This window comes from Streptomyces sp. CB01249 (assembly GCF_001905735.1).
Classification (GTDB): Bacteria; Actinomycetota; Actinomycetes; order Streptomycetales; family Streptomycetaceae; genus Streptomyces.
The window spans coordinates 374,092-393,020 of sequence record NZ_LISW01000009.1; the positions used below are offsets into that span (position 1 = coordinate 374,092).

Here is an 18,929-nt window from a genome sequence, read left to right on the forward strand (position 1 = left end):
GACCCGGTCGCGGGGGCGGCGCACACGAGGCTTACGGCCCCGGGGGCCCGGCCGAAGGTCCCGTAATGCGCCGGGGCGGTGTCTCCCGGCCCGGAGACACCGCCACGCTCAGCGCGAGGCGGGCACCCCGGCCGGTACGAGGGCGGCCAGGAAGTCGATCCGGCGGCGGAGCTCGAAGCCGAGCGATTCGTAGAGCCGGACGGCTCCGGTGTTGGCGGCGGCCGCGTGCAGGAACGGGGTCTCGCCGCGCTGCCGGATCTCGTGGGCGACGGCGCGCACGAGTCCGCCGCCGAGCCCCTGGCCCCGTACCGACGCGTCGGTGCAGACGGCGCTGATCTCGCTCCAGCCCGGCGGGCGCATGCGCTCACCGGCCATGGCGACGAGCACCCCACCCCGGCGCACCCCGAGGTAGGTGCCGAGCTCGACGGTCCGGGGCTCGAAGGGGCCCGGCCGGGTGCGGGCGACGAGGTCCAGCATCTCCGGGACGTCGGCGGGGCCCAGCCGGACCGCTCCGGGGAGGGGCGCCGCGGCCACGCCCGCGTCCACGAGCTGGACACCGGGGGCGTGGAAGGTGATCTCCCAGTCGGCGGGCGGGGGCTCCCGGAACGCGGTGATCGTGACGGCTCCGCCCGGCCCGGTGAGCGCCGCCACGTCGGCCCAGTCGGCGGGCCCGGGGTCCGGCGGGAGGGCGACCCAGGGGGCGACCGCGGCCGGGTAGCGCAGCACGCGGCCCCGGCCTTCGGCGAAGTGGGCGTGCGGGCCGCGCAGCGCGCTGCCCACCGGGTCGTCCAGCGGGTGGCCCGGGTCCGGGTACGTGCTCACGCGGTCACCTCGATCACGGTCTTGCCCAGGGCGTGGCCTTCCTCCACCGCGCGCAGCGCCTCGGCCGCCCGGTCGAGGGGCACGGTCCGGGTCACCTGGGTGCGCAGGACGCCCTCGACCGTCAGCCGCGCCACCTCGTCGAGGACGGCGGCGGTCCGGGCCCGCCGGACGGGTGCGCCGCCGAGCTCGGTCACCAGGGGCTTGCCCCCGGCGCTGATGAGCGCGGCCGGGTCGGTCAGCCCGGCCGCCTCGCGCAGGGTGTCGCCGCCGACCAGGTCGAAGACGGCGTTCACGCCCCCGGGGGCGGCCGCGCGCACCCGGTCGGCGAGGCCGGGGCCGGACGGGATGTGCTCGGCGCCCAGGGACTCCACGAAGTCCTTCTTGGCCGCGCTCGCGGCGCCGAGGACCCGGAGGCCCGCGTGGCGGGCGAGCTGGACGGCGGCGCTGCCCACGCCGCCGCCGGCGCCGGTGACCAGGAGCGTGGCGCCGGGGGCGAGACCGAGCTGGCGCAGCCCGTCGTAGGCGGTGGCGGCGGCGACGGGCAGGACCGCCGCGTCGGTGAAGGACAGGGCGGCCGGCTTGTGGGCGGTGACCGCGACGGGCATCAGCGTGTACTCGGCGTATCCGCCGGTCAGCGGGTTGCCGAAGACCTCGTCGCCGGGGGCGAAGCCCTCCGTTCCGGGGCCGGTCTCCACGACGGTGCCTGCGGCCTCGCTGCCGAAGACGGTCGGGAACGGCAGCGGCTCGCTGCCGGGCCGGGTGTAGCCGGTGCGCAGCTTCCAGTCGACCGGGTTGACGCCCGCCGCGCGGACGGCGACGAGCAGTTCGCCGGGGCCGGGTTTCGGCCGTTCCAGATCGGCGAAGCCCTCCACCTCCGGTCCGCCGTTGCGGGTGAACACGTACGCCTTCGGCATGAGCTCCTTCTCCCCTGTTGGTGCGCCGGCGCCCTACTGACGGGCGCCACAGCTGCGGCAAGGACGCGTGGCGCGCGGGTATTCCCGTACCGTCGATTTCGACTCAATCACGGCCCGTTACGCGCCTGGCCGCCCCTGCGGCGGGCCGTCCTGTGGCACGCTGAGGGCGGCCGTCCCACCGGGCTCCCCCGTACCGGTGGGGCGGTCTCGCGTCGTTACGGGGCCGGTGCCCCGGTCCGGTCAGTCGCCGTCGCGCTCGGGCGCCCGGCCCGCGTAGTAGGTGGCGACCATGTCCTCCTCGCCGTGTCCGGCGGCCTCCGCGCGCTCGAAGCGGGCGGCCGACGCGGCGGCCAGGTCCAGCCGGACACCGGCCTGGGCGGCCGCGTCGAGGATGAGCCGGGTGTCCTTCAGGGCGGTGGACAGGGCGAAGCTGGGCGTGAGGTCGCCGTCGAGGACGGCGGCGGACTTGGCCTGGAGGTAGCCCGAGTCGAGCGGTCCGCCCTTGACCAGGCCGAGGAACGTACGCGGGTCGACGCCGAGTCCTTCGGCGAGGTTCAGGCACTCCGCGACGCCGCCGACCATGTTGACGACCCAGGCATTGACCACGAGCTTCAGCCGGGACGCCGCTCCCGGCTCCTCACCGGCCCACACCGTGCGCTGCCCGATCGCGTCCAGCACCGGTCCGACCACCGCGCGGGCGGCCTCCGGGCCGGAGACGAGGACGGTCAGCGCGCCCTGCTCGGCCGGCTGACGGGTGCCGACGACCGGGGCGTCGAGGTGGATCAGCCCGAGGTCGGCGGCGCGCTGGGCCAGTTCGACGGCGCCGTCCGGGCCGACCGTGGAGGTCTGGAGCAGCACCTGGCCCCGATGCAGCCCGTCGTAGGCGGCGGTGAGCGCGGCGGCGACGGCGGTCGTGTCGGTGAGCGCGGTGAGCACGACATGGGCGCCGCGCACTGCCTCGGCCGCCGTGTCGGTGACGGTGGCGCCGTCGGCGGCGAGCGGGGCGGCCTTGGCCTGCGTGCGGTTCCAGGCCCGGACCTCCAGACCGGCGCGGAGCAGGCTGCGGGCCATGGCCGCGCCCATGATCCCGGCGCCGAGGACGGCGACGACCGGCTGCTGCGGTGCGGCGGGGACTGCTGAAGTCATGGGGTTCCCTTCGTCGGCCGCGCTCCGGAGGGCGCGGCGGCTTCGGCTTCTCAGGGGTGCCGCAGCGCGCCTTCCAGCACGGCGGCGTGTACGGCTCTGGCGAGTCGCGCGCCCCAGCGGGAGCGTGGACCGGCGAACGGTTCGGCGGCGCCGGTCTCCGGCCCCGGTTCGGGCGCGGCGAGGCAGACGGCGTCCGTGGGGGTGCCGGAGCAGTCGAGTCCGGCGTCCAGGAGCGCCTGGACCTTGGCCTCCGTGGCGGTGGCGACGGCGTTGACCAGGGCTGCGTCGGACAGGGGGACCGGGAGCGTCACCACGATGTTGACGGTGCCGGGGCGCGGCGGTCCGCCGGTGCCCTCGGCCGGTGCGGCGGCCCAGCCGCGTACGCCCAGACCGCAGGTGGCGGTGGCGTGCACGTCCTCGTCGTCGGCGGTGGTGTACGCGGTGACGTCGGCGGCGGTCATGAGGCCGGCGCCGGGGCCGGTGAGGCGGGCGGCGGCGGCGATCTCGGCGAGGTGGCGGTCCGGGTCCATGCGGGGGTAGCCGCCGGGGACCTGCGCGTTGAGGATCCACTCGCGCGGGCCGATGCCGCCGCCCAGGACCGCGCTGCTGCACACCCGCCAGCCGGGGCCGAGGCGCCACACGAGGTGGTGCAGCTCCGCGCCGTCCTCGCGCCGGGCGAGCAGTTCGCCGCGTTGGGCGGGGAGCCGGATGCGTACGGAACGGATGGGGCACCCCCGGGTGGCGCGGCTGGACGCCGGTCGGCGTGGTCCCGTTGATCATATGGGGCGGGACCGGGGCGGCCGGGACCCGGTCCGTTCACCCGGATGGCGTAACGGGCGCGAGTGCCGCGCAGCCGCGTGAGGCGGGGGCTGCAACGGTCCGGGGCGGATGCCGCGTGCCGCGCCCGGTGGCCGGGCGGTTGCAGCGTCCATCCGGGTGAGGCGCGATGGAATCCGGACGCGCCTTCTCTGCTGGACCCACCCACAGGACGCGCCCGGGCGAGGAGGATTCGGATATGGGAGCCGCTGACGGTTTCACGGATTCCGGAGAGCTCGACGGCCTGACGGTGTACGACACCGAGGGCGAGAAGATCGGCAACGTGGGCCGCGTGTATGTCGACGACAACACCGGCCGCCCGGACTGGATCACGGTGAAGACCGGCCTGTTCGGCATGAAGGAGAGTTTCGTGCCTCTCGCCGGAGCCCGTCGAGTGGGCTCCGACCTGCACATCTCCCACGGCAAGGACCAGGTCAAGGAAGCCCCCCGGGTGGACGCGGACGCACATCTGTCCGTGTCGGAGGAGGAGGAGCTGTACCGGCACTACGGCCTGACCAGGAACACCCGGGGCAATCTCGGCGACAGTTCCGGGACCGGCGCACCGACCACGACGGGCACCGGCACCATGGGCGCGGCCGGGACCGGCGCGGCGGCCGGGGCCGGAGCAGGGGCCGGGGCCATGGGCGCGGCCGGCACCTCCGGCAAGGACCGCACGCAGACGACCGGTACCGGCAGGCACCGGGACACCGAGGCTGCGGGCACGGGCGCGGGACGTCCGCTGGCCGGGGCCGGGGCGGGCACCAGGTCGGGGGCCGACCTGGGCGGCAAGGAGGAGATGATCCGCTCCGAGGAGCAGCTGCACATCGGCACCGAGGAGTACGAGAGCGGCAGGGCCCGCCTCCACAAGTACGTCGTCACCGAGAACGTCACGCGCAGCGTGCCGGTCTCGCACGAGGAGGTACGGGTGGTCCGTGAGCCGCTGCAGCCGGGCGACAAGACGACGCGCGCGGGCGACCTGACGGAGCAGGACGTGGAGGTCACCCTGCACGCGGAGCGCGCCACGATGCGCAAGGAGACCGTCCCGGTCGAGCGCGTCCGGATGGAAACCCAGAGGGTGACGGAGCAGAAGGAGGTCTCCGCCGAACTGCGCAAGGAGCAGATCGACTACGCGGACGGCACCACCAAGGACGGCAAGGACATGGGTGGCAAGGACACCGGCGGCGACATGGGACGAGGACGCCACCGCTGACCCCCCGCCGGCATGACTGCCGCACCGCATCACAGGCGAAGGGCGGGCCCGCCGACGGGCCCGCCCTCTCGTGTGCCCGGGCCCGTCAGGGCAGGAAGCGCACCGAGGGCCGCCCCTGCGGGCCGTCCGGGGTGACGACCGACCGCACCCGGTAGACCTCCTCGATCAGTTCCTCGGTGACGACCTGCGCGGGGGTCCCGCCCGCGACCGCCCGGCCGCCGCTCAGCACCACGATCCGGTCGCAGAACATGGCGGCCAGATTGAGGTCGTGCAGGGCGACGACGGCCGTGAGCGGGAGCGAGGCGACCAGGGAGAGCAGTTCCAGCTGGTGCTGGATGTCCAGGTGGTTGGTCGGTTCGTCCAGCAGGAGTTCGCGCGGCCGCTGGGCGAGCGCGCGGGCGATCTGGACGCGCTGGCGCTCACCGCCGGACAGGGTGTGCCAGGACTGGTCGCGGCGGCCGGTGAGCCCGGTGCGTTCCAGCGCCTCGTCCACCGCCGCCGCGTCCTCGCCCGTCGGGGCGGCCCAGGCGCGGCGGTGCGGGATGCGGCCCAGGCGTACGACGTCCAGGACGCTCAGCTCGTCCTGGGTGGCGGCGTGCTGGTCCACGACCGCGACGCGCCGGGCCACCGCGCGCCGGCCGACGGCGGGCAGCGGTTCGCCGTCCAGGGTGACGACGCCCGCGTGCGGGGCGAGGACCCCGGCGAGGATGCGCAGCAGCGTGGACTTGCCGGAGCCGTTGGGGCCGATCAGGCCCACGGTGGTGCCGGGTTCCGGGGCCAGCGTCACGCCGTCCAGAAGGAGGCGGCCACCGGCTTCCCGGACGACCCGTTCGGCCCGCAGCCCCTCGGTCGTCGTCCCGGTCCCGGTCATGCGGGCCGCCTGGTGCGGTAGAGGACGGCGACGAAGGCGGGCACGCCGATGAGGGCGGTGACGACGCCCACCGGGACCTCCTGGGGGTCGAGGACGGTCCGGGCGAGGGTGTCGACCCAGACGAGGAAGACGGCCCCGGTGAGCGCGGTGACCGGCAGCAGTCTGCGGTGGCCCGAGCCGGTGAGGGCGCGGGCGGCGTGCGGCAGGACCAGCCCGACGAAGCCGATGGCCCCGGCCGAGCTGACGAGCGCGGCGGTGAGCAGCGCGGTCGTGCAGAGCAGGACGGTCCGGACGCGTGCGACGTTCACGCCGAGGGCGGCGGCCGCGTCCTGCCCGAAGGCGAAGGCGTCGAGCGTACGGGCGTGGCCCAGGCAGATGAGCAGGCTGACGGCGAGGACGGCGGAGCAGACCCAGACATCGGTCCAGCCGACTCCGCCGAGCGAGCCCAGCAGCCAGAACAGCACCCCGCGGGTCTGCTCGGCGTCGGCGGCCGTCATGACGACGAAGGAGGTCAGCGCCGAGAACAGCTGCATGGCGGCGACCCCGGACAGCACGACGCGGTCGGTGGAGCCGCCCAGGGTGTGGCTGAGCAGCATCACCAGGGCGAAGGAGCAGAGCGCCCCGATGAACGCCCCGGCCGGCAGCGTCACCGCTCCCCCGCCGACGCCGAGCACGACGACCAGGACCGCGCCGGTGGACGCGCCGGAGGAGACGCCGAGGACGAACGGGTCGGCCAGCGGGTTGCGCAGCAGGGACTGCATGACGGTCCCGCAGACCGCGAGCCCGGCCCCGCAGACGGCGGCGAGCAGGGTGCGCGGCATGCGCAGGTTCCAGATGATGCCGTCGCGGATCGGGCTGAGCCGGGCCTCGCCGATGCCGAGGTGGGCGGCGACGGCGGACCAGACGTCCACGACGGAGATCCGGGCCGGTCCGATGGTGACCGCGACCGCGACGGAGAGGGCGAGCAGCAGCAGGCCGCCGGTCCACAGGAGGCCGTCGCGCAGGCCGCGCGGCCGGGGGCGGGCGGCTTCCGGGGCCTTTTCGCCCGGGGCGATGTCGCGCGAGTCGGTGGCCGTCACCCCGTCAGTCCGAAGTCGCGCAGCCCGGCGGCCACCAGCTCGATGCCCTCGACCGTGCGGATGGTCGGGTTCATGGCCTGTCCGCTGAGCAGGACATAACGCTTGTGCCGTACGGCGTCCATCTTCTTGGTGACGGGGTTGGACTCCAGGAAGGCGATCTTCCCGGCGGCGCTCTCGGCGGTCTGCGACTTGCGGGTGAGGTCGCCGATGACCAGGACGTCCGGGTTGCGGTCGGCGACGGTCTCCCAGTTGATCTGGGGCCATTCGTCGTGCGTGTCGTCGAAGACGTTCTTCAGGCCCAGCTCCCGGGTCATGATGCCCGGCGCCCCGCAGCAGCCCGCCAGATAGGGGGACTCGGAGTTGGCGAACCAGTACATGACGGAGGTGCCGGATCCGTCGATGCCGTCGGTGGCCTTCCGGATACGGTCGCGGAGCCGGGCGACCAGCTTCTCGCCGCGCTCCGGCACGCCGAACACGCGGGCCAGGTCGTTCACTTCGGCGTACACGCTGTCCATGGTGAGCGCGCCGGTGCGGACGCCGTCGCCGTCCTTGGTGTTGTCCTTGGCGGTGCAGTCGGCGGGCGCGACATAGGTGGGGACGCCCAGCTTCTCGAACTGTTCGCGCGGGGCGACGCCGCCCTTGGCGAGGGTCGACTCGAAGTCGGCGGCGACGAAGTCGGGCTCCTGGTCGAGGACCTTCTCGGACGAGGGGCGGTTGTCGGCGATCCGCTTCACGCCCGCGTTGGCCTTCTCCAGGCCCTTCATCACCGGGTCGGTCCAGGTGGCGGTGGCCGCCATCCGGTCCTGGAGGCCGAGCGAGAGCAGGATCTCCGTGGTGCCCTGGTCGACGGAGACCGCGCGGCGGGGTGCGGCGTCCACGGTGACGGTGCGCCCGCAGTTCTTGAGGGTGACCGGATAGCCGTCCGCCCTGCCGGACGCGTCGGCCTTTTCGGAGGGCGACCCTCCGCAGGCCGTCAGCAGCAGGAGCGCGGCGGTGAGCAGGGCGGCGGAACGGGCGGGGCCGGATATCGGCGGCACGGGGTACCTCGGCGTCTCTGGGCCCATGCGCGGGGCCCGCTGTACGGTCCGCCGCCCGGTCCCGGGCGGCGGTCGCCAGCAGGTCTTCGGACTCGGGTTCGTTCGGGCGGGACGCCTTCCCGGGAGACGCCGGGTCTCCCAGTGGCCGTGGCCCCGCCCGTCCCCCTCACCGCTGCGCGTCAGTTCCGGATTCGCACCGGATTCCCTGACCCCTACGTGGAGTTCGACTGGCTCCGGGGAAGCTATCACGGGCGTCCGCGCAGCTCAGAGCCGCCCCCAGGGGCTCATGGACGTTGCAGGGCCACCACCGCGTTGTGCCCGCCGAAGCCGAAGGAGTGGCTGACGGCCCGGCGGACCGGCCGTACCAGCGGCACCTTGGTGACGCAGTCGATGTCGAACCCGGGCGCGGGCGCGTCCAGGTTCGCGACCGGCGGGACGACCCCGCGCTGAAGGGTGAGGATCGTCAGCCCCGCCTCGATCGCCCCGGCCGCGCCCATGCAGTGCCCGAGCACGCCCTTGGGGGCGGTGACGGGTGGGCGGTGCGGGTACACCCGGCTGATCAGCGCGGCCTCGGCGGCGTCGTTGCGTACGGTCGCGGTGCCGTGCGCGTTGACGTGCTCCACCTCGTCGGCCCGCCAGCCCGCGTCGCGCAGCGCGGCCTCGACGGCGGCCCGGGCGATCCGGCCGTCGGGGTGCGGGCTGGTGGGGTGGTGGGCGTCCGTGGTGGCGCCGGTCCCGGCGAGCAGGGCCCGGGGTTCGGCGCCCCTGGCCTCCGCGTCGGCGGCGCGTTCCAGCACCATGACCGCGGCGCCCTCGCCCATGACGAGTCCGGCCCGGTCGGCGGCGAAGGGGCGGCTGAGCCGGGACAGGTCGCCGTCCGCGAGGGCGGCGGCCCCGGACCGGGCGAAACCGGTCATGGCGATCGGGAAGACCGTCGACTCGGTCGCCCCCGCGATGGCCACGTCGCACTGCCCGGTGGCCAGCAGGTCGCGGGCGACGGAGAGCGCGGTGACGCCGGACGAACACGCCGTGCAGGGCGCCATGCTGGGGCCGGTGGCCCGCATCTCGATCGCGATCTCGGCGGCGGGCATGTTGGGGATGGTCAGCAGGACCCCGGCGGGCGAGGTCGCCTCCGGGCCCCGCCGCTCCAGCACGAGCGCCTGGTCGGTGAGGTGCGCGGAGCCCCCGCTGCTGGTGCCGACGACGACCGCGACCCGGCTGCCGTCCCAGCCGGCCGGGTCGAGCCCGGCGTCCGCGACGGCCTCCCGGGCGGCCAGGACCGCGAACTTGACGTACCGGCCCATCCGGAAGGCCGTACGGCGGCCGATCTCGGCGTCCAGGTCGATGCCGTCGACCACGCAGGCGAAGTCGATCGCGCACCCGGCGAGCGCGGGGACGGTGCGGGCCGGGCTCACGGCGGCGCACACCCCGGCCCAGGTGGACTCGGTGTCGTTGCCGACCGGGGTGATCATGCCGAGCCCGGTGACGGCGATGGCCGGGTTCCTCATCGGGCGCCGGCCGACGCGTGGAGGTGCGCGGTGAGCTCGGCGAGGGTGGTGCCCCGGGTGAGGGTGCCGGTGTCCAGCTCGGCCCCGGTGGTCTCCCGGAGGACGACGGCGAACTCGGCGGCCGCGAGGGAGTCCATGTCCAGGCTGTCCAACGTGGAGTCCGGAAGGATCTCGGCCACGGGCACCTTGAAGGTACGGCTGAGAACGTCGGTGATGTGGGGGTGGATCGTGCTCATGGTCTTCCTTTCCTCAGGTCCATCCGGTCGGGTGTCCGGCGTCGGCGCGTACGGCCCCGACGCCGGAACAACTGAGCAGCGTCGCTCCGGTTACGCCTTGCGGCGAACCGATTCGGCAGGCGCCGGCCGGGGCGCCCCGTACCAACGCGCGAACAGAGCGACGCTCGTCCAGTAGACGAGGAGGACGGTCCCCGCCCCGAGCCCCTGTACGGCCCGTGCCGCGCGGCGCGTCCGGGTGCCCCTCACCGGCCCGCCGCCGTGTGCCAGTGGGCGTCCGGATCGTCGTACGCCTCGGCGTATCCGGCGCCCGTGATCGGCCAGTCGGCGAGCATCTCCTCGGGGAAGGCGAAGGAGTCGGCGAGCTCCGGGAGGTGGGGGGCCACCGCCTCGATGAGCCGTTCGGTGTGGTCCGTCAGCTCCTCCGCCTGACCGGCGCTCAGGTGCCCGGCCGCGAGGAGGTTCCCGCTGTCGCGCGCGACCCGGCCCAGGGCGAACAGCCGGGCCAGCTCGCCGAGCCGGTCCCGGTCCGCCCCGGCGGGCAGCGCCTCGACCGCCTCCGCGTACGCCTCGGCCGCCTGCCGGCAGGCGTGCGCCTCGACCCCGCGCAGCGCCGGGCCCGCCGCCGCGTTCCACCGGCCCAGCGGGTCGCCGGGCGCCGTCCGGGCCGCCCGGGCCCCGGCGCGCGCGAACCACAGCTCCTCGGCGCGGCCCAGCAGCCCGACCAGGAACCGGAGGTCGGTGAGGTCGCCACCGGCCGGGGCGGCCGGCTCGTACGGGGCGCGGTCGGCGAGCAGGGCGGCGGCGGCCCGGGCGTGGACGGCGAGGTTGTCGCCCTCGGCGGTGATGGCGCCCTCGACGCCGGTGACGAGCGCGGCCATCCCGTTGTTCTCCAGGAGGCCCTGGGCGCCGCAGCGTTCCCGGGACTCCACGATCACGGCCCTGGCCTGCCAGGTGATCCAGCCCTTGGCGATGTCCACCAGGCGCTCGGCCGCCTCCCGCCCGGCCTCGGGCCCCGTCTGGGCCGCCTCCCAGCGGTCCAGGACGCGGCGGTGCAGCAGGCTCATGGCGAAGACCGTGGCCATGGCTTCGGCGAGCGGCCCGTGGTGGGTGCGGTACGCGAGCACCGGCAGCCGCGCCCCGCGTCCGGCGGAGACGTGGCGGTGGCCGCCGTACCGCACCGCGACGGCCAGCGTGGCGCGCGCCGAGCCGACGGCGCTGGCGCTCATGGAGATCCTGCCGGTGACGACCCGGGCGATGGAGGCGAGGAAGCGGCGCCTGCGGCCCTCGATGACGCTGCGGAACTCCCCGTCCGCGTCGATCCACCCCTGCGGGCCCGTCAGCAGCGCCTCGCGTCCCACGAAGACCCGGTCGAACGAGGTCAGGCTGTGGTCGACGGGGCTGCCCATGCGGGCGGGCAGCCTGCGCACCCGTACCCCCGGCAGCGGCCCGGTGGCGCCGGTGAGCGGCACCAGCAGCAGGAACACCCCCCGGTCGGCCCCGCCCACCAGCAGCCGCGCGGCCACAAGCCCCGTCTTGGGGCCCCCGGGCTGCCCGGTGTTGGGCATGAACTTCTGCGCCCCGCAGTGCGGGGTGTGCAGCACGAACCCGTCGCGTACGGGGTCGTAGGAGGCGGTCGTCTCGACGGCCGCCGCGTCGTTGCCGTGCGCCACCTCCGTACACAGGAAGGTTCCGGTGCGGCGCAGCGCCAGGAAGTCCGACAGGTCGCGGGGGCTGTCGGCGATGTGGTCCAGGAGGCTGCCGAGGAACAGGTTGTAGTGGATGCCGGCGATGGTGGCGAGCGCCGGGTCGACCGGGGCCAGCCACTCGTGCAGGGCCGCCAGCGCCCGGAAGTCGGAGGCCGGGCGGGCGGCGCTGTCCAGGGAGTCGTTGAGGGCGCGCAGTCGTGCGTACGCGCGGGCGAGCCGTTCGTCCGGGGTGCCGCCGGCCGCCGGCCCGGGGGGCAGCCGGAACGGGTCGGTGGCGACGAGCCGCCGCCAGAATCCGTGCTCGCGGCGGGCGTCGGCGCCGAGGAGTACGGAGGTGAGCGGGCGCGCGAGGGGATCGGCGCCGGTGAGCATGGTGGTCATACAAGACTGAACGACCGGCGTACGGGTCAGGACACCGCGCTCGTGCAGATGTTCACCGGCCGGAGGGGCGAACCCGTTCGAAGCAGAGGGCGACGTTGTGCCCGCCGAAGCCGAAGGAGTGGCTGACGGCCCGCTCGACGCGCAGGCGGCGCGGCGCCTTGGTGACGCAGTCGATGTCCCAGTCGGCGGGCGGAGCGTCCAGGTTGGCGATCGGCGGGACGACCCCGTGTTCGAGGGTGAGCACGGTGGCGGCTGCCTCGATCGCACCGGCGGCGGCGAGCGTGTGCCCGAGGACGCCCTTCGGAGCGGTGACCGGGGGCCGGTGCGGGAAGAGACCGGCGATCAGCTCGGCCTCCATCGCGTCGTTCAGCGGGGTCGAGGTGCCGTGCGCGTTGACGTGGCCGACCTCGTGGGCGGCCCAGCCCGCGGCGTCCAGGGCGGCCTCGACGGCGCGCCGGGCGCCCCGGCCGCCGGGGTCGGGCGCGGTGGGGTGGTGGGCGTCCGTGGCGGCCCCGGTCCCGGCGAGCACGGCCCGCACCCGGGCGCCCCGGGCCGCCGCGTGCGCGCCCCGCTCCAGGACGAGCACACCGGCGCCCTCGCCGAGGACGAAGCCGTCGCGGTCGGGGGCGAAGGGGCGGGATGCGGCGGCCGGGTCGCCGGTGCGCGTGGACAGCGCGCCCAGCTGGGCGAAGGCCGCGGCGACCAGGGGCGTCAGGACGGATTCCGCGCCGCCCGCGACGACGAGGTCGCACCGGCCGGTGGCGAGGAGGTCGTGCGCGGTGGCGAGGGCGGTGGCGCCCGAGGCGCAGGCGGTGGCCGGGGCCAGGCTGGGGCCGCGGGCACCCAGGTCGATGGCGATCTCGCCGGCCGCCGCGTTGGGCATCATCATCGGCGCGAGCAGCGGCGAGACGGCCTGCGCGCCGCCGCCGTCGAACCGACGGACGTTGTCCACGAGGGCGGAGACCCCGCCGACGCCGACGCCGAGCACGACGCCCACCCGGCCGCCGTCCCAGCGGTCCGGGCGCAGCCCCGCGTCGGCGACGGCCCGGCGCGCCGCGACCAGGGCCATCTTCGCGAACCGCGCCATCCGCCAGGCGGCGCGGCCCCCGATGGCCTCGTCCAGATCGGTCCGGTCGGCCCGGCAGCCGAAGTCGGCGGGCAGCCCGGCCAGTTCCCCGCAGCGCCGGGCCGTGGACCGCCCCGCGCACAGCCCGGCCCAGAAGGCGCGCTCGTCGTCGCCCGCGGGGGTGACCACCCCCAGACCCGTCACCACGGTTGCCGTCCCGGTGTCCCGCGCCATGCCCCGGCCCTCCTTCGCGTCGTCGGTCCTTCGGAAGTCGTCGGTCCTTCGGAAGGGGAACGCGCCGGAGGCCGTCGAGGGTGCGGGCGGGGCCGGATGTCAGGCCGGCCCGAGCGCCTCGCGCAACTCCGCCTCGTCCGGCGGGTTCGCCCCGGCCCGGGCGACCGTGACGGCCGCCGAGGCTGCCGCGTGGCGCAGGACGTCGCTCACCGCGCCCCGCTCCGGGGAGCGCAGCCGCTCGCGGCCGGACGCGCCGAGCATGCCGTGGGCGGCGAGCGCGTGCAGGGTGCCGGACATGAAGGCGTCCCCCGCGCCCACCGTGTCCACGACGTCGGCGGGGAGCGCGCCTGTGTCCACCTGGCCGCCGGGCAGCACCGCCGTGGCGCCGTCGCCGCCCCGGGTGACGAGGACGAGCGCGGGGCCGGACGCCAGCCAGCGCCGGGCGGTCTCGGCCGGGTCCTGGCCGGGGTACAGCCAGCCCAGGTCCTCGTCACTGGCCTTGACGACGTCGCTGAGGCCCACGCACCGCTCGACCCGGCGCACGGCGGTGGCGTGGTCGCCCATCAGCGCGGGCCGCACATTGGGGTCGTAGCTGACGGTGGCGGCCGTCCGCAGCGACTCGACGGCGGCGAGCACCGTGGCCGCGCCCGGTTCGGTCACCGCCGCGATCGACCCGGTGTGGACGTGCCTGGGCTGCCGGTCGAGCGCGACCCGGCCGAGCGTCCAGGCGATGTCGAACGCGTACGCGGCGCGGCCCTCGCCGTCCAGGGTGACGACGGCCGACGGGGTGGGGCCGGGCGCCCCGTCCGTCAGCACCTCGACCCCCGCCCCGGTGAGATGCGCGCGGATCAGCCGTCCGTTGTCGTCCCGGCCCAGCTGGGTGAGCAGCGCCGCGTCGTGGCCGAGCCTGGCCAGGCCGTACGCCAGGTTGGCGGGGCTGCCCCCGGCGTGCACCCGGTCGGGGGCGTCCGGGACGCGGACGATGTCGGCGACGCATTCACCGATGACCAGGAAGTCGGGGCGGTCGGGCATGAGGGCGGGGTCTCCCGGGGTTCGACGGAGGGCTGACGGAACGTCCGGCCCACCGTACGACCCCGGCCGGCCCGGGGCCTCAGGCCGTGTCCGGAGCGTCCAGCGCGTCGGCGACCAGCTCCAGGAACCGCGCGTGGGCGTGGGCGCTGCACACCGGTTCCGGGTTCCACGGGACGACGCGGGCCGTCGCGGCGACGGCCGCCCACTCGGCGTTGTCGCGCAGCTCGGCGAGCGGGACCGCGTTGACCCGGATGTCGGCGAGGACGACGTCGGGGCGCAGGGCGGCGGCTTCGGTCCAGCCGGCCGTGGACCAGTTGGCCCCGGGGCCCTCGGCGGGTTCGATCAGGCCGACGCCGAGGTCGGCGAGGACCCGGAGCTCGGGCCACATGCGGGGCCGGGCCAGGTAGGCCTGGTCCTGGTCCGCCGGGGACAGGGCGAGGACCTTCGCACGGTCCGGGCCCGTGGTGAGCGCGCGCAGGCGGTCCCGGGCGGCGTCCAGTTCGCGGGTCGCCGACGCCGGTTCCTCGGCGCCGAGCGAGCGGGCCAGTTCGGCGAACCGGTCGCCGATCTCGGCGAGGGTGCGCGCCTGGCCGACGTCGATGACGACGACCGGGACGTGGCCCTCCAGGTGTTTGGCGGTCTCCGGGTCGAGGCCGTAGACCTGGCCGCCGCCGTAGCTGACGGCGACGACGAGGTCCGGTGCGCAGCGCAGTAAGGCGTCCACGTCCAGAGTGGTCCCGGCACCGGCGTACGCGATCCCGTCCAGCGGGAGCGACCCGGTCTTCGCGGGGTCGGGCGCGGCCGGGTCGTCGTGGCCGGAGCCGAAGAGCCCGGCCGGGCGTATCCCGTGGTCCCACAGGGTCGCGCCGGCCTGGATGTAGGCGAGCACCCGTTGCGGGATCTCGCCGGTTGCCGACAACTGCCCCCGATCGTCGGTGAATTGCCACACGTTCCGCTCGTTCACGTCACACGCCTCCCAGCCGAATCCGCCGCCCGGCGACGGCGGTCGACCAGTACCTGCCCAGCAATCGCGGGCGGCACCCTCCCGGGGGGCTACGGACAAGCCCTAAAGCGCGGTGCCGCGTACGAGGTAGCTGACGGGGCCCGGATCCGGGACGTGGATCTCGGTGAAGCCGAGCCGGTCGTAGAAAGCCCTGGCCGGTGTGTTGGAGGTGAGCATGGACAGATGGACGCCCTCGACGCCCTTGGCGTTCAGCGCCGCGAGGAAGGTGTGCATCAGCTCCTTCCCGTACCCCTTGCGCTGCCAGTCGGGCAGCAGGTCGATGTGCAGGTGGGCGGGGTGGGCGGCGAGTTCGGGCAGGACCATGCGCTCCGGGTTGTGCAGGAGGGCGGTCATCTCGTCGGCGGGGCTCCGCGGCGGGCCCTCGGGCAGCGGGTAGCGGTCGGCGACCCGGGGCAGCCAGCTCTCGCGGTACTCCTTGACGAAGCGGGGCGTGTCGGCGGTGCCGAGGATGTAGCCGACCGGGCGGCCCGTGCCGTCGTCCAGGACGAAGGTGAGGTCCGGTTCCAGCTCGGCGTAGGGCGTGGCGAAGATGGACGGGACCAGCTCGTGGTCCGGGTAGATGTCCCGGGCGTCACTGCCGCCGTCGGCGGTGCGTATGCAGATGTCGGAGAGCGCGGCGCTGTCTTCGGGGCGGTAGGGCCGGAGGCCGGGATGCGAGGTCACCGGCCCATCCTGCCGACTGGGAGAGCGCTCCCACAAGAGGATTCAGGGGTTGACGGCGGTGAGGAGGACGACCGCGTCCTCCAGGGCGAGCAGCCCGTGCCGCTCCTGCGGGATCGGGTGCAGCCGTCCGGGGGTCAGTTCGACGTCGCCCGAGGCGGCGGTGAGCCGGACGGAGCCGCGCAGGACCTGGAGCGAGGCGGCGGGCGGGGCGTTGTGCTCGTCCAGCGCGGAGCCCGAGGTGAGCGCGATGACGGTCTGCCGCAGCGGGTCCTGGTGGAGCAGGAGGTGGGCGCTGCGGCCGTGCGGGGCGTCGCGGGCGGCGGCCAGGTGCTCGGCGGCGAGGGCATTCAAGTCGTTCGGAGCGTCCATATGCCCACTGTGCCGCAGCCCCGCCCCGCCCGCGAACGTGCCGCACGGGTCTGGACGCGCTCCCACACGTCCCGGCCCGTGCGGCCCGGTGCGGCCCCGTCATGGCGTCGTCAGGCGCGCAGCCACACCGCCGTGTCCTGCGGGAGGCGCCCCGCCTCGTCCAGGGGTCCGCTGGTGAGCAGCACCGCGCTGTGCGGGGGCAGCTCCGCGGCCTCTGCGGCCAGGTTGACGACGCACAGCGGTCCACCGGTCCTGGCGAAGGCGAGCACCCCGGGCGCGGCGTCGAGCCAGGTCAGCCGCTGGATGCCGGGCTCCCCCTCGGTGCCGAAGCCGGGTTCGGAGCGCCGCAGCCGCAGGGCCTCGCGGTAGAGGTTGAGCATGGAGTCCGGGTCGCCGTTCTGGATGTCGGCGGCGTAGCCGGACCAGCCCTCCGGCTGTGGCAGCCAGGTCTCCGTGGTGGCCCCGAATCCGGCGTACGGTTCGCCCGCCGCCCAGGGCATGGGCACCCGGCAGCCGTCCCGGCCCGGGTCGGCGCCGTTCTTGCGGAAGTGCATCGGGTCCTGGATGCGGTCGAGCGGGATGTCGGCCTCGGGCAGGCCCAGTTCCTCGCCCTGGTAGAGGTAGGCCGCGCCGGGCAGGGCCAGCGAGAGGAGGGCGGCGGCGCGGGCCCGGCGGGTGCCGAGGGCCAGGTCCGTGGGGGTGCCGAAGGTCTTGGCGGCGAAGTCGAACCCGGTCTCCTCGCGGCCGTAGCGGGTGACGGTCCGGGTGACGTCGTGGTTGCAGAGGACCCAGGTGGCGGGGGCGCCGACCGAGGCGTGCTCGGAGAGCGTGTCGTCGATGGCGGTCCGCAGCTTCTCCGCCTCCCACGGGCAGGCCAGGAAGTTGAAGTTGAAGGCGGTGTGCAGCTCGTCGGGGCGCAGGTAGCGGGCGAAGCGCTCGGTGTCGGGGAGCCAGACCTCGCCGACGAAGACGCCGCCGTACTCGTCGGCGATGGCGCGCCAGGAGCGGTAGATGTCGTGGAGTTCGTCGCGGTCGACGAAGGGGTGCGGGTCGCTGCCGATGACGAAGTCGGGGAGCGCGGGGTCCTTGGCGAGCAGGGCGGCGGAGTCGATGCGTACGCCGGCGACGCCGCGTTCGAACCAGAAGCGCAGGACGTCCTCGTGCTCGCGGCGGACGGCGGGGTGGGCCCAGTTGAGGTCGGGCTGCTGGGTGGCGAAGAGGTGGAGGTACCACTCGCCGTCGTCCAGCCGGGTCCAGGGGGTGCCGCCGAATTCGGAGACCCAGTCGTTGGGCGGGATCTCGCCGTTCGCGCCGCGGCCCTTGCGGAAGTGGAAGAGGTCGCGCTCGGGGCTGCCGGAGCCGGCTTCGAGGGCGGCGCGGAACCAGGCGTGCTGGTCGGAGACGTGGTTGGGCACGATGTCCACGATGGTGCGGATGCCCAGCTCGCGGGCCTCGGCGATGAGTTTCTCGGCCTCGGCGAGGGTGCCGAACGCGGGGTCGATCGTACGGTAGTCGGCCACGTCGTAGCCGCCGTCGGCCAGCGGCGAGAGGTACCAGGGGGTGAACCAGAGGGCGTCCACGCCCAGCTCCACGAGGTAGGGCAGCCTGGCCCGTACCCCTGCCAGGTCGCCGGTGCCGTCGCCGTCGCCATCGGCGAAGCTGCGTACGTAGATCTGGTAGATGGCGGCGTCGCGCCACCACTGTGCGGTGGCCTCGGACGGACGGTTGGCTGCCACTGACGTTCCTTTCGGGCAGGTGGGACTCCGCCGCCGGCCCGGCAAGCGGGGCAGGATGGGTGAGCCGGCGGCGGAGCGCTGAGGGGAAGCGGTTCGGGGAGCGGGCGTCAGCCCTTGAGGCCGCCCGCGGTGAGACCGCTCATGATGTTGCGCTGGAAGAGCAGGAAGATCAGCAGCGTCGGGATCGACGCGATGGTGAGCGCGGCGATCAGGACGTTCTCGGGGACACCGCTGGCCAGTGAGTAGATGCCCACGTTGAGGGTCTGCTTGCCCGGGTCGGGCAGCGTGAGCATCGGCCAGAGGAAGTCCTTCCACACGCCGACGACGGCGAAGATGGAGACGACTCCGAGGATCGGCCGGGAGATGGGCAGGATGATCGAGCGCAGGGTGCGCAGGGGTGAGGCGCCGTCCATGGCCGCGGCGTCGAGGAGTTCGCCGGGGATGGAGTCGAAGAACCGCTTCAGCAGGAAGATGTTGAAGGCGTTGGTGACCGACGGCAGCCAGATCGCCCAGGGCGAGTTGACCAGGTTGCGCTGGACCAGGGGCACGTCCAGGACCGTGAGGTACTGCGGGACGACGAGCACGGTGGCCGGGATCATCAGGGTGGCCAGCATCATGCCGAGGATGACCTTGCCGAAGATCGGCCGCAGCTTGGACAGCGAGTAGGCCGCGGCCACGTCGAAGATCAGCTGGAAGGCGAGCGCGCCGAAGGCGTAGTACAGGGTGTTGAACAGCAGCTTGGACAGGTCCATGACCGTCCAGGCCTGGCTGTAGTTCTCGGTGTGGAGGGAGCTGGGGAAGGCCGTGGGCGGGCTCTGCACCACTTCCTGGGTGGTCTTGAGACCGCCGGTGACCATCCAGTACAGCGGGCCGAGGAAGACCGCCGTGAACAGGACCATCACCAGGCCGAAGACGATCCAGTAGACGGCCTTGCCGCGGGGCCGGCCGAGCTGGGCCGGTGAGATCAGGGTGCGCTGGCGGGCGCGTTCGGCGGCACCCTCGGACCTGCGCCGTGCGGACTTGCGTGAGGTGCTCCCGCGCCGGGAGACAAGCGTGTTCGATGCCATGGTCCTGGCTCC

18 protein-coding genes and 1 riboswitch are annotated in these 18,929 nt (G+C 74.8%); of the genes, 1 reads left to right on the forward strand and 17 read right to left on the reverse strand.

Going from position 1 to position 18,929, the window contains the following annotated elements; genetic code table 11:
- Window positions 1-108: 108 nt before the first annotated feature.
- From AMK18_RS31825 to AMK18_RS31840, 4 genes are all read right to left on the reverse strand, one after another.
- On the reverse strand, window positions 109-822 hold the full coding sequence (locus AMK18_RS31825) for a GNAT family N-acetyltransferase (protein WP_073865529.1): 714 nt from the start codon (window positions 820-822) through the stop codon (window positions 109-111).
- Window positions 819-1,736: an NADP-dependent oxidoreductase gene (locus AMK18_RS31830; protein ID WP_073865530.1), complete on the reverse strand. Its 918-nt coding sequence runs from the start codon at window positions 1,734-1,736 to the stop codon at window positions 819-821. Before AMK18_RS31830 ends, AMK18_RS31825 begins: the two co-directional genes overlap by 4 nt.
- A 240-nt stretch (window positions 1,737-1,976) precedes the next feature.
- Window positions 1,977-2,882 (reverse strand): NAD(P)-dependent oxidoreductase, encoded by a 906-nt coding sequence (locus AMK18_RS31835; protein WP_018102855.1) that lies wholly within the window; start codon window positions 2,880-2,882, stop codon window positions 1,977-1,979.
- 50 nt (window positions 2,883-2,932) lie between these two features.
- Entirely contained in the window at window positions 2,933-3,523 is a 591-nt protein-coding gene (locus AMK18_RS31840; RefSeq protein ID WP_073865531.1) for an adenosylcobinamide amidohydrolase, read from the reverse strand.
- 374 nt (window positions 3,524-3,897) lie between these two features.
- Between AMK18_RS31840 and AMK18_RS31845 the strand changes: the two genes are divergently transcribed.
- Complete coding sequence (locus AMK18_RS31845) at window positions 3,898-4,908, forward strand: PRC and DUF2382 domain-containing protein (protein ID WP_073865532.1); 1,011 nt, start codon at window positions 3,898-3,900, stop codon at window positions 4,906-4,908.
- An 85-nt stretch (window positions 4,909-4,993) separates the two neighbouring features.
- Here the strand turns inward: AMK18_RS31845 and AMK18_RS31850 are convergent, their stop codons facing one another.
- The 13 genes from AMK18_RS31850 to AMK18_RS31910 form a co-directional block, all read right to left on the reverse strand.
- Complete coding sequence (locus AMK18_RS31850) at window positions 4,994-5,779, reverse strand: ABC transporter ATP-binding protein (RefSeq protein ID WP_018102852.1); 786 nt, start codon at window positions 5,777-5,779, stop codon at window positions 4,994-4,996.
- The gene (locus tag AMK18_RS31855; RefSeq protein WP_018102851.1) at window positions 5,776-6,858 is read right to left on the reverse strand and encodes a FecCD family ABC transporter permease; all 1,083 of its coding nucleotides are present in this window, start codon (window positions 6,856-6,858) and stop codon (window positions 5,776-5,778) included. Before AMK18_RS31855 ends, AMK18_RS31850 begins: the two co-directional genes overlap by 4 nt.
- Complete coding sequence (locus AMK18_RS31860; protein ID WP_073865533.1) at window positions 6,855-7,895, reverse strand: ABC transporter substrate-binding protein; 1,041 nt, start codon at window positions 7,893-7,895, stop codon at window positions 6,855-6,857. The genes AMK18_RS31855 and AMK18_RS31860 overlap by 4 nt, the downstream gene beginning before the upstream one ends.
- 60 nt (window positions 7,896-7,955) lie before the next feature.
- A riboswitch (cobalamin riboswitch) is annotated at window positions 7,956-8,142 on the reverse strand.
- A gap of 37 nt (window positions 8,143-8,179) precedes the next feature.
- Window positions 8,180-9,403 (reverse strand): beta-ketoacyl-[acyl-carrier-protein] synthase family protein, encoded by a 1,224-nt coding sequence (locus tag AMK18_RS31865; RefSeq protein ID WP_026171489.1) that lies wholly within the window; start codon window positions 9,401-9,403, stop codon window positions 8,180-8,182.
- Window positions 9,400-9,639 carry an acyl carrier protein gene (locus AMK18_RS31870; protein WP_018102848.1) on the reverse strand — a complete coding sequence of 80 codons (240 nt, stop codon included), beginning with the start codon at window positions 9,637-9,639 and terminating at the stop codon, window positions 9,400-9,402. The genes AMK18_RS31865 and AMK18_RS31870 overlap by 4 nt, the downstream gene beginning before the upstream one ends.
- A 242-nt stretch (window positions 9,640-9,881) precedes the next feature.
- Entirely contained in the window at window positions 9,882-11,726 is a 1,845-nt protein-coding gene (locus tag AMK18_RS31875) for an acyl-CoA dehydrogenase family protein (RefSeq protein WP_073865534.1), read from the reverse strand.
- Window positions 11,727-11,778: 52 nt separating this feature from the next.
- A complete protein-coding gene (locus AMK18_RS31880; protein ID WP_073865535.1) occupies window positions 11,779-13,026 on the reverse strand; it encodes a beta-ketoacyl-[acyl-carrier-protein] synthase family protein in 1,248 nt (415 codons plus the stop codon).
- A gap of 99 nt (window positions 13,027-13,125) precedes the next feature.
- Entirely contained in the window at window positions 13,126-14,058 is a 933-nt protein-coding gene (locus tag AMK18_RS31885) for a carbohydrate kinase family protein (RefSeq protein ID WP_073865536.1), read from the reverse strand.
- A gap of 79 nt (window positions 14,059-14,137) precedes the next feature.
- Entirely contained in the window at window positions 14,138-15,022 is an 885-nt protein-coding gene (locus tag AMK18_RS31890) for an ABC transporter substrate-binding protein (protein ID WP_073865537.1), read from the reverse strand.
- A 102-nt stretch (window positions 15,023-15,124) separates the two neighbouring features.
- Window positions 15,125-15,745: a GNAT family N-acetyltransferase gene (locus AMK18_RS31895; protein WP_073865538.1), complete on the reverse strand. Its 621-nt coding sequence runs from the start codon at window positions 15,743-15,745 to the stop codon at window positions 15,125-15,127.
- Between the two features lie 42 nt (window positions 15,746-15,787).
- Window positions 15,788-16,114, reverse strand: a complete 327-nt coding sequence (locus AMK18_RS31900) for a cupin (protein WP_020207421.1) — start codon at window positions 16,112-16,114, stop codon at window positions 15,788-15,790.
- Window positions 16,115-16,224: 110 nt separating this feature from the next.
- A complete protein-coding gene (locus AMK18_RS31905; protein ID WP_073865539.1) occupies window positions 16,225-17,850 on the reverse strand; it encodes a glycoside hydrolase family 13 protein in 1,626 nt (541 codons plus the stop codon).
- Window positions 17,851-17,957: 107 nt separating this feature from the next.
- Window positions 17,958-18,917, reverse strand: a complete 960-nt coding sequence (locus AMK18_RS31910; RefSeq protein ID WP_079199373.1) for a carbohydrate ABC transporter permease — start codon at window positions 18,915-18,917, stop codon at window positions 17,958-17,960.
- Between the last annotated feature and the right edge of the window lie 12 nt (window positions 18,918-18,929).

Coding starts and splice junctions, on each gene's coding strand:
- AMK18_RS31830 (WP_073865530.1), bottom strand. CDS start 1,736: ATGCCGAAGGCGTACGTGTTCACCCGCAACGGCGGACCGGAGGTGGAG.
- AMK18_RS31835 (WP_018102855.1), bottom strand. CDS start 2,882: ATGACTTCAGCAGTCCCCGCCGCACCGCAGCAGCCGGTCGTCGCCGTC.
- AMK18_RS31845 (WP_073865532.1), top strand. CDS start 3,898: ATGGGAGCCGCTGACGGTTTCACGGATTCCGGAGAGCTCGACGGCCTG.
- AMK18_RS31850 (WP_018102852.1), bottom strand. CDS start 5,779: ATGACCGGGACCGGGACGACGACCGAGGGGCTGCGGGCCGAACGGGTC.
- AMK18_RS31865 (WP_026171489.1), bottom strand. CDS start 9,403: ATGAGGAACCCGGCCATCGCCGTCACCGGGCTCGGCATGATCACCCCG.
- AMK18_RS31870 (WP_018102848.1), bottom strand. CDS start 9,639: ATGAGCACGATCCACCCCCACATCACCGACGTTCTCAGCCGTACCTTC.
- AMK18_RS31875 (WP_073865534.1), bottom strand. CDS start 11,726: ATGACCACCATGCTCACCGGCGCCGATCCCCTCGCGCGCCCGCTCACC.
- AMK18_RS31880 (WP_073865535.1), bottom strand. CDS start 13,026: ATGGCGCGGGACACCGGGACGGCAACCGTGGTGACGGGTCTGGGGGTG.
- AMK18_RS31885 (WP_073865536.1), bottom strand. CDS start 14,058: ATGCCCGACCGCCCCGACTTCCTGGTCATCGGTGAATGCGTCGCCGAC.
- AMK18_RS31900 (WP_020207421.1), bottom strand. CDS start 16,114: ATGGACGCTCCGAACGACTTGAATGCCCTCGCCGCCGAGCACCTGGCC.
- AMK18_RS31910 (WP_079199373.1), bottom strand. CDS start 18,917: ATGGCATCGAACACGCTTGTCTCCCGGCGCGGGAGCACCTCACGCAAG.